The organism is Xanthomonas sp. 10-10 (assembly GCF_040182365.1).
Taxonomy (GTDB): Bacteria; Pseudomonadota; Gammaproteobacteria; order Xanthomonadales; family Xanthomonadaceae; genus Xanthomonas; species Xanthomonas arboricola_F.
Window position 1 is genome coordinate 897,805 of the sequence record NZ_CP144460.1, and the last position, 12,259, is coordinate 910,063.

The window sequence follows — 12,259 nt, forward strand, 5'->3', positions numbered from 1 at the left end:
CGTCGTCGCGGCCGGCGCAACCCGAGCGGCCGGGACTGGCGTGTTCTGCACCAGAGTGCATAGCGACGCTCACCCCGCCGCGCCAAGAACCGGACATAATCGGCGCATGGACCGCTATGAACGTATCAACTCCCTGCATCGCCTGCTCAAGTCGGCGCGCTATCCGGTCACCGTGGCGCGGTTGCAGGATGAGCTGAGCTGCTCCCGCGCCACCGTGTATCGCGACCTGGCGTTTCTGCGCGATGCGCTGATGGCGCCGGTGGAAGGCGATGGCGAATCGGGCTTTCGCTATCTGTCCGGCGAAAGCGATCGCTTCGAGCTGCCCGGCCTGTGGCTGAGTTCGGAAGAACTGCATGCACTGCTGGCATCCCAGCAATTGCTCGCGCGCACCGGCGGGGGCGTATTGTCCTCGATGCTGGCACCGTTGCAGCAGCGCATCGAAGGGCTATTGGCGGCACAGGCCGGCGTATCGCAGTGGCCAGTGGACCGTGTGCGGGTGATTCCGCATCGCGGCCGCAAGCTGGACGAAGCGAGCTTTCGCACGGTGGCCTCCGGGGTGCTGGAGCGCAAGCAACTGAGCTTCGATTACCGCGCACGCTCGACCGACGAATCGACCAAGCGCACCGTGTCCCCGCAGCGCATCACCCATTACCGCGACAACTGGTACCTGGATGCCTGGGACCATGGCCGCGATGGCGTGCGCAGTTTTGCGGTGGACCGTATCAATCATGCGCGCCTGCTCGATGCCGCCCCGCGCGATGTGCCCGACAGCGAGCTGGACGAGCAGCTGGCCGCCAGCTACGGCATCTTTTCCGGCGCCCCCAAGGGCTGGGCGACCATCGTGTTCAGCGCCAAGGCCGCGCGCTGGGTGGCCGACGAGCACTGGCATTCCAAGCAGCAGGGCCGCTTTTTGCCGGACGGCCGCTACGAGCTCAAATTGCCGTACAGCAACTCGCGCGAGCTGCTGATGGACGTGCTGCACTACGGCTCGGATGCGGAGATCGTCGAACCGGTGTCGCTGCGCGAGCAGGCCAAGGCGCTGTTGTCGCTGGCGCTGAGCAACTACGACTGAGCCAGATCGGTCGCATGCACGCGTTTGTCTTGCGCGCATGGGTTCCGCTCAATCAGCGACATGCAAGTTGACCAGCCATCTGGTCGAGGCGGGCGCACTGCTGACGGCGGCGTGCGCTGCTGACGCCGCACGGCACCTCCGCGACCAGGCTTGCACGCCAGGTGCTTGGGCAATCCACGCGCTGCACAAACACTAGGCTGGCCACGGTGCGTCATCGGTCGCGCCGGATCCTGCGGTGGCGATCAGCCGCAGTGGCATGCACGCGGCAGTCCGCTAAAGCCAGAAGCAGCTAGCCAGACGTAGCGATCAAGTCGTCAGGCAAGTGTTGAAGGCGCACCCGGGATCGACGTACACGCTACGGAACCGATCACCAGGCAATGGCGGGACGCGCCTGGCGGCTTCGCAGACGTTCTCCCAGGCGTTCCGGCGCAGCTGGACCTGGCAACACGCCTGATCGCAATGATCAGCCGATCGCATCCATGACCGGAAGACGCCGGAGCATATCCGCAGCGCAATACTCAGCGCTTGTTGGGTACTTCAAATCCCAGACGGTCCAGCTGCTCGCGCAACTGCGGCACGCGCTTGAGCTTGTCGGTGTAGATGGAATAGTCGTCGCGCATCTTGTCGACCAGCTTGCGGTACTGGTCGCGGCTCATGTCCGGCTTGCGCGCGAAGATCCAGGCCAGGTCGCGGCCGGGATAGGAAATCAGCATCCATGAACCGTCCGGTGCGATTTCCAGGATGCGCTGCTTGGCCGGAATGACCTTGTAGAACCACACCCGCCAATCGCGGTTGCCGCTCTCGGCGTCCACCGACGCGCGCGCGTTGACCTCTTTTTCCGGCTCGCCGAAGCCTTCGCGGTACAGATAGCGCACCGCCACCTTGCCGTCTTCGACCAGGGTGTACTCGTCGCGGCTGGTGACGTGCCCGCGCTCGACCGGGTTGGGCATGCGCGCAATCACGTACCAGGTGCCCATGATCTTGGACAGATCGATCGCCGGCTCGGTGGTGGATGTGTCCTTGGCGGATGCCACGGGCAGGCCGAGGACGAGCAGGAAAGCGAGGGCGATCGTAACGGTCAGGCGCATCGCAACATCACAAAGGGGCAGTAGGAGCAGCACACTACCGCATGCAGGGGGCAAGTTCGCGTCAACGGTCGGGTCTGGCGTCGGCGACTGCGGCATCGGGATCAATCCCTCGATCCTCCGTCCTCGCTGCCCGATCCCGATCGCCAGCCACTTCAAGGCACAGCCCGCGGCGCCGCACCCGCCCAGCCAGCATCTCGCCTGTCGGGTCGCAATCGGTGAGATGGGCACAGGCAATCCTGCCGGCCTGTGTTCATCCCTTCTGCCACGGAGTGCCGCCATGTCGCATCGTCCTTCTCCTCGTTCCGAACGTCCCGATCCGCGGGTGTTGCGCCCGGTGCGGCAGATCGCCCTTGCCGGCCTGGCGCTGGTGCTGGTGTGGCCGGCGGCGCGCGGTTACAGCGAGTGGATCGGCTGGCTGCCCCTGTGGCTGGTGGGCATGCCGATGCTGGCCTGGTGGAGCCTGCATCGCTTCGCGCTGCCCACGCTGACCCGGCCGGGCGCTCGGCGGGTCTTGCCGCGGCGGCGTGGCCCGCAGGCACAGCGTCGGCGCGTTGCCGCGCGGGCCACGACACCGGCGCGGGCGGCCTGACCTTCGGCAGGGGAGGCCGGGCAAGGGGCTGTGTTAGGTTTTCCGGCATTGGTTTTTCCGGAAAAATACATGCCCAAGTTCGCCTCGATCTGCCTGGTTGCCGGCCTGATCACCGCTGGCGCCGTCTCTGCAGAGGAAACCGCCGTGTCCAACGATCCCTACGCCTGGCTGGAAGATGTCACTGGCGCCAAGCCGCTGGACTGGGTCAAGGCCCAGAACGCCAAGACCGAGGCGCGCCTGGCCACCACGCCGGCCTTCAGGCAGATGGAAACCAGCATCCGCGAAGTGCTGGATTCGGACGCGAAGATTCCCGGCGTGCAGAAGATCGGCGAGTACTACTACAACTTCTGGAAGGACAAGCAGCACGAGCGCGGCCTGTGGCGGCGCACCACGCTGGACGAATACCGCAAGGCCTCGCCGAAGTGGGAGACGGTGCTGGACCTGGATGCGCTCAACAAGGCCGAGGGCGAGAACTGGGTCTGGCATGGCGCCGACTGCCTGCGCCCGGACTACCAGCGCTGCCTGATCGCGCTGTCGCGCGGCGGCGCCGATGCCGACGTCACCCGCGAGTTCGATCTCGGCAGCAAGCAGTGGGTCAAGGACGGCTTCTTCCGTCCCGAATCCAAGGGCGGGCTGGGCTGGATCGACAAGGACACGGTCTATGTCTTCACCGATTTCGGTGCCGGCAGCATGACCAGTTCCGGCTACCCGCGCATCGCCAAGCAGTGGAAGCGCGGTACCCCGCTCGGCGCCGCCACCGTGGTGTACGAGGGCAAGCCCACCGACATGTACATCGCGGCGATGCACGATGACACCCCGGGCTTCGAGCGCGATTTTGTCAGCCGCACGCTGGCCTTCTACAACGACGAGCTGTATCTCAAGGGCGCCGACGGCAAGCTGGTCAAGGTGGATGTGCCCAACTCGGCCAGCAAGTCGGTCAAGCGGCAATGGCTGACGCTGGAGCTGCGCGAGCCATGGACGGTGGGTGGCAAGACCTACACGGCGGGCTCGCTGCTGGCCACGCGCTTTGACGACTTCATGGCCGGCAAGCGCAGCTTCGATGTGCTGTTCGCACCGACCGACACCACCTCGCTGGCGGGCGTGGCATGGACCAAGTCACACCTGGTGTTGAACGTGCTGGAAGACGTCAAGAATCGGCTCAGCGTCATCACCCCATCGCAGGACGGGTGGAAGAAGAGCGCGTTTGTCGGTGCGCCGGCTTTCGGCACGATCGATGTCAGCGCCGTGGACAGCGACGACAGCGACGCGCTGTGGCTGACCGTCACCGATTACCTCACACCCACCACCTTGTCGTGGGTGGACGTCGGCAGTGCGCCGCAGCCGCTCAAGACCATGCCGGCGTTCTTCGATGCCGGCAAGGACAGCATCGAGCAGCACTTTGTCACCAGCAAGGACGGCACCCGCGTGCCGTATTTCCTGGTGCGCCCCAAGAACCTCAAGCTCGATGGCAGCGCGCCAACGCTGCTGTACGGCTATGGCGGTTTCGAGATTTCGATGACGCCGAATTATTCCGGCGGTTTGGGCCGCGCCTGGCTGGACAAGGGCGGCGTCTACGTGGTGGCCAACATCCGCGGCGGCGGCGAGTACGGCCCGCGCTGGCACCAGGCTGCGCTCAAGCAGAACCGCCACAAGGCCTACGAAGACATGGCCGCGGTGGCCAAGGATCTGGTCGCGCGCAAGATCACCTCGACCAGGCATCTGGGCGTGCAGGGCGGCAGCAATGGCGGCCTGATGACCGGCAACATGCTGACCCAGTATCCGGAGCTGTTCGGCGCGGTGGTGGTGCAGGTGCCGCTGCTGGACATGAAGCGCTACAGCCATCTGCTGGCCGGCGCCTCGTGGATGGCCGAATACGGCAACCCGGATACCGACGACTGGAGCTTCATCCAGACCTTTTCGCCGTATCACCTGTTCGATCCGAAGAAGACCTATCCGCCGGTGATCTTCCTGACCTCCACCCGCGACGACCGCGTGCATCCGGGCCACGCGCGCAAGATGGCGGCCAAGATGATCGAGGCCGGCAAGGACGTGACCTACTACGAGAACATCGAGGGCGGTCACGGCGGTGCGGCCAACAACGCGCAGGCAGCGCATATGTCGGCATTGGCGTATAGCTTCCTGTGGGAGCGCCTGACCGACTGATCGGTTGGCACAGGCCGCATGACGCGCAGTGCAACACGAGGCCGCCGGCACAATGCAGCGGCCTCGTGGCGTTTGCGATCAAACCAAAACCAACGTAGACGATGCGGGGTGTGATCGATGTTTGGCTTGATGCTGACCTTGGCGGTCGGCGCGTGTGCGGTCGAGAATGCACGCTACGTGCTGCGCGACGATACCGATACGCAAGCCCGCTTTCTGGCCGTTGCCAGCGGCCCGCACTGGCCGGCGCAGGTGGCCTTGCGGGTGCATTCTTCGCGCACTGGAGGGAGTGCATGGTTTTTGCCCTGGAGCGACAGCAGCGACGACAGTCAGCACATGGCGTCCACCGCTGATGTGACCGCGCCGGGCTGGCAAGCTCCGGATCCCGATGGTGGGCCGCGCCCTCTGGGTGATGTGGGCTACATCGGCACCGATGCCACTTACCGTGTCCTGAGCGAGCTTCCACGCGCCGGTATGCCGGCGCCTGCGCATTTCCTGTTGCCCGACTTGCGTCAAGCGCTGTGGTACCGAGCGGCGCCAGGCCAGCGGCAAGCGATTGCACGGCAGTTCTTCGGTCTGGTCAGCTGCGTGCCGAGGTAACACTGTGTGGCGCTTTCGTGCCTGCTTGTCGCCACTTTGATGACCACGCGCGATATCCCTGGAGGGGTGGGATGAAACTCAAGGATCTGGGGCCGCGGCTGTGCATTCTCGGGCCGTCCAACAGCGGTAAATCGACCTTGGCCCAGGCGATCGCACGCAAGCGCGGATGCGCATGCGTGCATCTGAATCAGTTGCATCATTTCCCGAACACTGCCTGGCTACCTCGTCCCAGGCAGGACTTTTTCGCGCTTCACGATGCGGCCATTGCCGCAGAGCAGTGGGTGATGGATGGCAATTACCTGGGCTGCCTGTCGCAGCGTCTGGCGCGTGCAACGGGCGTTGTTCTATTGGACATCCCGGTGACCACCAGCCTGGTGCGCTATCTGCGCCGAACCTGGTTCGAGCAGCGCCGTTGCGGCGGCCTCGATGGCGCCAGGGAGCGGGTCAGGTGGGAGATGCTGCGCCACATCGCGGTCGTCGAACGCAGAAAACGCAAAGACCTCGCTAGGATATTCAAGCGCAGCAGCGTGCCGAAGATCGCATTGCTGACGGTGCCGGCGATCGATCAATTCTATCGCCATGAAAAGTTGAACTCGCAAGGTCTGCGCCAGTGACAGCGGCTCCCGGCGTGGTGTCACGACAGAAGGCGATTGACCGCGAGGGCGTGCTCAACGCGCCTTATGGATGGCAGGTGCTGTGGTGTCATGCAAGGCGCGTCTACAGACTGCGTAACCCACGCGCAATGCGCTCCACCGCCTGTTCCAGACGCGGCAGGCTCTGGGTGTAGGCGATGCGCACGTGCTGGTTGGCGCGATGGAAGCCGAAGTCGATGCCGGGAGTAAAGGCAACGTGCTCGGTTTCCAGGAAATGCGCGCAGAACGCCTGCGCATCGTCGGAAAACGCGCTGATGTCGGCGTAGAGATAGAACGCGCCTTGGGGTTCGATGGCGATGTTGAAGCCAAGCTGGCGTAGCGCGGGCAGCAGATAGTCGCGGCGTTGCTGGAACTGCGCGCGGCGCGCTTCGAAGATGGCGATGCTTTCCGGCGTGAAACACGCAAGCGCTGCGTGCTGCGCAATGGTCGAGGCGCTGATGTAGAGGTTTTGCGCGAGTTTTTCCAGCTCGGGCACCGCGCCGGGCGGGGCGATCAGCCAGCCCAGGCGCCAGCCGGTCATGCCGAAGTATTTGGAAAAACTGTTCAAGACGAAGGCGCTGTCGTCCACTTCCAGCACGCTATGCGCGTCCAGGCCATAGGTCAGGCCGTGGTAGATCTCGTCCACCACCAGGTGCCCGCCGCGCGCATGCAGCGCCTGCGACAACGCGGCCAGCTGCGCGCGCGACAGCACGCTGCCGGTGGGGTTGGCCGGCGATGCCACCAGGGCGCCGACGCTGTCGGCGTTCCAGCACGCGTCCACCAGCGCCGGGGTCAGTTGGTAGTCGGTGTCCGGCCCGACCGGCACCAGTTGTGCGGCACCTTCGATCAGGCGCAGGAAGTGGCGGTTGCACGGATACCCAGGGTCGGCAAGCAGCCAGTGCTTGCCCGGGTCCACCAGCAGGCTGCTGGCCAACAGCAGCGCGCCCGAGCCGCCTGGCGTGACCAGGATCCGCTCCGGGTCGACGCTGCGGCCATAACGTTGCGCATAAAAGCCGGCAATCGCCTCGCGCAACGCGGGCAGCCCGCGTGCGGCGGTGTAGCGGGTATGGCCGGCGGCCAGTGCGGCCTGCCCGGCAGCCACGATCGGCGCGGCAGTGGTGAAGTCGGGTTCGCCGATTTCCAGGTGGATCACGTCGTGACCGGCCTGTTCGAGCGCATTGGCGCGGGCCAGCAGCGACATCACATGGAACGGCGCGATGTCCTGGCTGCGGCGGCTGTAGCCCGACGCGGGCGAAAGCAAGGGGTCCATTGCGAAGATCATAGACCAGCATGACCTAGGACACATGACGCCCGGCGACGGGCTCTTCCACACTCGGGCGCTGGGATGGCATTGCGTTCATCCAACGGACCCCAATCTGATGAAGCCTGTCCTGACCTTGTTGATCGCCAGCCTGATGACCACATCTGCCTCCTCTTTCGCCGCTCTCCCGTCGCCGCCGGACGTCGCCAAGCACCCGCATGTGGTCAAGACGCCGTTTGGCGCCACCCGTAACGACGATTACTACTGGCTGCGCGACGACAAGCGCGAAGACAAGGCGATGCTGGCCTATCTCAACGCCGAGAATGCCTACACCGACCAGGTGATGGCGCCGCTCAAGCCGTTGGAAGACACGCTCTACAACGAGATCGTCGGGCGCATCAAGCAGGACGATGCCAGCGTGCCGTATCGCGAGCGCGGCTATTGGTATTACACCCGCTTCGAAGCCGGCAAGGATTACCCGATCCAGGCGCGTCGCAAGGGCAGCATGGAGGCGCCGGAAGAAGTCCTGCTGGACGTCAACCAGATGGCCCAGGGCAAGGGCTATTTCAGCGTGGGCGAGGCCGAGGTCAGTCAGGACAACCGCCTGCTTGCCTGGGCCGACGACGCCGTCGGCCGTCGCCAATACACGATTCGCTTCAAGAATCTGGACACCGGCGAGATCTATCCGGACACCGTGGAAGGCGTCTCCCCGAACGTGGTGTGGGCGGACGACAACAAGACCGTGTTCTACGTCGAAAACGACCCGGAAACGCTGCTCACCGTGCGCGTCAAGAAACACGTCCTGGGTACTGCGTCCAAGGACGACGTGCTGGTGTACGAAGAGAAGGACGACAGTTTTTACATGGGCGTGGGGCGTACCCGCGACGACAAGTACATCACCATCGGCGTGGAAAGCACGGTGTCGTCCGAGACGCGTTATGCGCTGGCCGCCAAGCCGGACACCTTCAAGGTGCTGGCCAAGCGCGAGCGCGATGTGGAGTACCACGCCGAACATTTCGACGGGCGTTGGGTGATCCGCACCAACGCCGATGGCGCCGAGAACTTCAAGCTGGTGACTGCGCCCACCGATGCCACCACGCGCAAGCAGTGGACCGACTGGGTCGCCCACGATGACAAGGTCTACATCGAAAATTTCGAGCTGTTCGATGGATTCACTGCCATCGAAGAACGCTCCGGTGGCCTGGAGCGCGTGCGACTGCTCAAGCGTGATGGCAGCCATGAGTACGTCAAGGCGGATGAGCCGGCGTATTCGATGGGCTTGTCGGTCAACCCCGAGCCGGACACCGTGTGGCTGCGTTACAGCTATACATCGCTGACCACTCCGGCCACCACCTACGACCTCAACACCGCCACCGGCGAGCGCAAGGTGCTCAAGCAGCAACCGGTGATCGGCTATGACGCGAACAAGTATGAGACCGAACGCGTCTGGGTCACGGCCCGCGACGGCGTCAAGGTGCCGGTGTCGCTGGTGTACAAGAAAGGCTTCGAGAAGGACGGCACGGCCGCGTTGTTCCAGTACGCGTACGGCAGCTACGGCATGTCGATGGACCCGTCCTTCAATCTGCCGGCGATCAGCCTGCTGGACCGTGGTGTGGTGTACGCCATCGCACACATCCGCGGCGGCCAGGAAATGGGCCGCAAGTGGTACGACGATGGCAAGCTGCTGCACAAGAAGAACACCTTCAACGATTTCGTCGACGTCACCCGCGGGCTGGTCGCGCAGGGCTACGCCGCCAAGGACCGTGTGGCGGCATCCGGCGGCAGCGCAGGTGGCCTGTTGATGGGGGCGGTGGCCAACATGGCGCCGCAGGACTATCGCGTGCTGGTGGCGCAGGTGCCATTCGTCGATGTGGTCACCACCATGCTGGATGCCAGCATCCCGTTGACTACCAATGAATACGACGAGTGGGGCAACCCGGAAACCAAGGACTACTACGACTACATGCTGTCGTATTCGCCCTACGACAATGTGCGCAAGCAGGCGTACCCGGCGATGTTCGTCGGCACCGGTCTGTGGGATTCGCAGGTGCAGTACTGGGAGCCGGCCAAGTGGGTGGCCAGGTTGCGCGACGACAACACCGGCAAGGCTCCGATTGTGTTCCGCACCAATATGGAAGCCGGTCACGGCGGCAAATCCGGCCGCTTCCGCCGTTACCGCGAGTTGGCGGAGTCGTATGCGTTCGTGCTGGACCAGCTGGGCGTCAAGTAGCTGGGGAGCCGGGATTGGGGAGTCGGGACTCGGGATTCGCCAAGGCGGATGGCTGAGGTTTCGGTGGTGAGTGCATCACGGTGAGGTGGGGCGGTTGGTTTCCGGCCTCCTTGGTGTGTTTCTGCCTCCTGCCGTTGCCCCCGCTTGGGCTCGTTGTTGTTGCTCTTTTCCCCGGTTGCTTGAAAGTGAGTTGAGCACCGCCGCCACGCTTGGCCGAAGAGGCGTGCTTGTCCGAGTGCAGCGCGTCTGGCCGCCGTGCCCTGCCTTGCCAAACGCGCGGCGAACGGTGACGCTGGATTCCAAGGCCTCCACCGGCAGCTGCAGTGGCTGCGCCGACAACGCGCAGGCCAGGCCACCTCACCCCGGTCTGGTCGTATCATTTGCACATGACGCGACCGAACCGATTTCGCTGGGCCTGGTGGTTGCTGGCGTATGCCAGCCTGGCGACCGGCATTGTCGGGATCTTTGTGCCGGGATTGCCGACCACGGTGTTCATCCTGATTTCGGCCTGGGCGGCGTCGCGTGGGTCCGAGCGGCTGCATGCCTGGCTGCTGTCGCATCCGCGTTTCGGGCCGGCAATCGTGGAGTGGCAGACCTATCGGGCGGTCAGTCGCAAGGCCAAGTGGATGGCGACGCTGACGATGACCCTGTGCGCCGGCATCATGCTGTGGTGCGTGCCGGTGTTCTGGGTGAAATGCCTGTCGATCGGCAGCATGACGGTGGTGGCGATCTGGTTGTGGCTGCGTCCGGAGCCACCGCCGCGCGCGCTGCAAACGCCGCACTGAGCGCACGGCAGTCAGGGTGTTCTGGCTATACTCCGGTCCATGAGCATCATGTCCCGACCTTCCGTTCGTCTCGCACTGGTTGGTGCGACCTTTGTCCTGCTTGCCGCTTGCGGCAACAAGGGCCCGCTGGTGATGCCGCAGAAGCCGGTGCCGGTGGAAGCCCAGCCCGTGCCGCAGCCGCCGGATGCGCCGCAACCGCTGGATGAGTCCACACCTGCGCCCGCGCCGGTGGAGACAGACAGCAAGCCCGCATCCACCACCGACCAGCCCGCTAGCAGCGGCAATGAGCGCTGACGGTCGCAGCGAGCGTCTGCGTTTCACAAAAATGCATGGCGCCGGCAACGATTTCGTGGTGCTGGACCTGCGCGACGGCACGCCGCCGCCGGATGCTGCGCTGGCAGCGCGCCTGGCAGATCGACACTTCGGGGTCGGCTGCGATCAGATCCTGACCATCGAAGCCCCGCGCAGCGAAGGCGCAGTGGCGGCCTACGGCATCTGGAATTCCGACGGCTCGGCCGCGCGTCAATGCGGCAACGGCGCGCGCTGCGTCGCGGCCTGGCTGGTGCGTGATGGAACCGCGCAGGGCGAGCGCTTCCTCATCGACAGCCCGGTCACCGCACATGCGGTGGAGCAGGTGGATGCGGGAACGTATGCGGTGGCCATGGGCGTGCCGCAGTTCGAGCCCACGCAGATTCCGCTGGCCGGCTTTGCGCATGCGCGCGACGAATACTCGCTGCCCGTGCACGGCGAGACGGTACGCTTTGGTGCAGTGTCGATGGGCAACCCGCATGCCGTGCTGGAGGTTGGCCGTGTCGATGCCGCCCCGGTGGAGCGTGTGGGCAGCTTGCTGCAGCAAAACGCTGCATTCCCCAATTCGGTCAATGTCGGGTTCGCGCAGGTGGTGGATCCCACGCATGTGCGTCTGCGCGTGTTCGAGCGCGGCGTCGGCGAAACGCTGGCCTGCGGCAGCGGTGCGTGCGCGGCTGCGGTGGTGCTGATGCAGCGCGGCCGCGTCGAGCGCGACGTGCGCGTGTCGTTGCCCGGCGGCGAGCTGCAGATTCGCTGGCCCGACGATGCGCAGGAGGTGGTGATGTCCGGCCCGGCGGTGTTCGTCTTCGATGGAGAATGGAACTGATGAGCGACAACACGGACAAGTTCAGTGCGCACGAGGTCGCAACGTGGTTGCGTCGCCATCCCACCTTTCTCAAGCAATTCCCCGATCTGGCGGTGAGCCTGCTGGTGCCGCGCGACGATGGTCCTACCGCGTCGCTGGCGACCTATCAGCTGGAAGTGTTGCGCGACAAGAACCGCGAGCTGTCGCGGCGCCTGCACGAGCTGGGCAGCAATGCGCAGGTCAATGAGCGGCTGGCGGTGCGCACCCACCAACTCACGCTGGCACTGATGCGCCAGACCACGGCCGCCGATACGCTCAAGGCGATGGCTGCGTCGTTGGCAGAAGATTTCAACGGTGAGCTGGTGCGGCTGGTCGTGCTCGCGCCGGTCGCCGGCCTGAACGCGGATTGGTTGCAGGTGATCGCCGCCGACGATGCGCGCCTGGCCCCGTTTCGCGATTGCCTGAGCGATGGCGAGCCGATCTGCGGCCGGCTGCAGGCTGAAAAACACGCGCTGCTGTATGCCGAACAGGCGGATGCGGTGCAATCCACCGCGTTGCTGCCGTTGCCGGGTGTCGGCCTGATTGCGGTCGGCAGCAGCGATGCCAACCGGTTCTATCCCGGCATGGGCACCTTGTTCCTGCGCATGATGGGCGAGTCGCTGGGCGTGGCGCTGCAGCGTTTCACGGCGTGATGGCAGTGGCAGGCCATGCAATGCGCGGCCTGCTGT

The 12,259-nt window shown here is 64.9% G+C and carries 11 protein-coding genes and 1 pseudogene; 10 read left to right on the forward strand and 2 right to left on the reverse strand.

Annotated features, from left to right (window positions below):
- Positions 1–106: 106 nt before the first annotated feature.
- Positions 107–1,072, forward strand: coding sequence for a YafY family protein (locus tag VZ068_RS03785; RefSeq protein WP_005997239.1), 966 nt, complete (start codon positions 107–109; stop codon positions 1,070–1,072).
- 518 nt (positions 1,073–1,590) lie between these two features.
- On the opposite strand, the gene VZ068_RS03790 is transcribed toward VZ068_RS03785, so the two are convergent.
- Positions 1,591–2,160: a lipocalin family protein gene (locus tag VZ068_RS03790; protein ID WP_349656954.1), complete on the reverse strand. Its 570-nt coding sequence runs from the start codon at positions 2,158–2,160 to the stop codon at positions 1,591–1,593.
- 277 nt (positions 2,161–2,437) lie between these two features.
- Between VZ068_RS03790 and VZ068_RS03795 the strand changes: the two genes are divergently transcribed.
- The 4 genes and pseudogenes from VZ068_RS03795 to VZ068_RS03810 all read left to right on the forward strand — a co-directional run.
- On the forward strand, positions 2,438–2,749 hold the full coding sequence (locus VZ068_RS03795; RefSeq protein ID WP_259155305.1) for a hypothetical protein: 312 nt from the start codon (positions 2,438–2,440) through the stop codon (positions 2,747–2,749).
- 69 nt (positions 2,750–2,818) lie between these two features.
- A complete protein-coding gene (locus tag VZ068_RS03800; RefSeq protein WP_349656955.1) occupies positions 2,819–4,912 on the forward strand; it encodes a prolyl oligopeptidase family serine peptidase in 2,094 nt (697 codons plus the stop codon).
- Positions 4,913–5,029: 117 nt separating this feature from the next.
- On the forward strand, positions 5,030–5,509 hold the full coding sequence (locus VZ068_RS03805; protein ID WP_349656956.1) for a hypothetical protein: 480 nt from the start codon (positions 5,030–5,032) through the stop codon (positions 5,507–5,509).
- Between the two features lie 137 nt (positions 5,510–5,646).
- Positions 5,647–5,922: pseudogene (locus VZ068_RS03810) on the forward strand (AAA family ATPase); the annotation flags it as partial.
- Between the two features lie 304 nt (positions 5,923–6,226).
- On the opposite strand, the gene VZ068_RS03815 reads toward VZ068_RS03810, so the two are convergent.
- Positions 6,227–7,411: a pyridoxal phosphate-dependent aminotransferase gene (locus VZ068_RS03815; protein WP_349656957.1), complete on the reverse strand. Its 1,185-nt coding sequence runs from the start codon at positions 7,409–7,411 to the stop codon at positions 6,227–6,229.
- Positions 7,412–7,520: 109 nt separating this feature from the next.
- Between VZ068_RS03815 and VZ068_RS03820 the strand changes: the two genes are divergently transcribed.
- The 5 genes from VZ068_RS03820 to VZ068_RS03840 all read left to right on the forward strand — a co-directional run bounded on the left by VZ068_RS03820 (position 7,521) and on the right by VZ068_RS03840 (position 12,223).
- Positions 7,521–9,632: a S9 family peptidase gene (locus VZ068_RS03820; RefSeq protein ID WP_349656958.1), complete on the forward strand. Its 2,112-nt coding sequence runs from the start codon at positions 7,521–7,523 to the stop codon at positions 9,630–9,632.
- Between the two features lie 386 nt (positions 9,633–10,018).
- Positions 10,019–10,417, forward strand: a complete 399-nt coding sequence (locus tag VZ068_RS03825) for a YbaN family protein (protein WP_259155301.1) — start codon at positions 10,019–10,021, stop codon at positions 10,415–10,417.
- 39 nt (positions 10,418–10,456) lie between these two features.
- Positions 10,457–10,711, forward strand: a complete 255-nt coding sequence (locus tag VZ068_RS03830) for a lipoprotein (RefSeq protein WP_046963396.1) — start codon at positions 10,457–10,459, stop codon at positions 10,709–10,711.
- Positions 10,701–11,552, forward strand: coding sequence for a diaminopimelate epimerase (gene dapF, locus VZ068_RS03835; RefSeq protein ID WP_349656959.1), 852 nt, complete (start codon positions 10,701–10,703; stop codon positions 11,550–11,552). Before VZ068_RS03830 ends, dapF begins: the two co-directional genes overlap by 11 nt.
- A complete protein-coding gene (locus VZ068_RS03840; protein WP_259167553.1) occupies positions 11,552–12,223 on the forward strand; it encodes a DUF484 family protein in 672 nt (223 codons plus the stop codon). Before dapF ends, VZ068_RS03840 begins: the two co-directional genes overlap by 1 nt.
- Positions 12,224–12,259 lie beyond the last annotated feature (36 nt).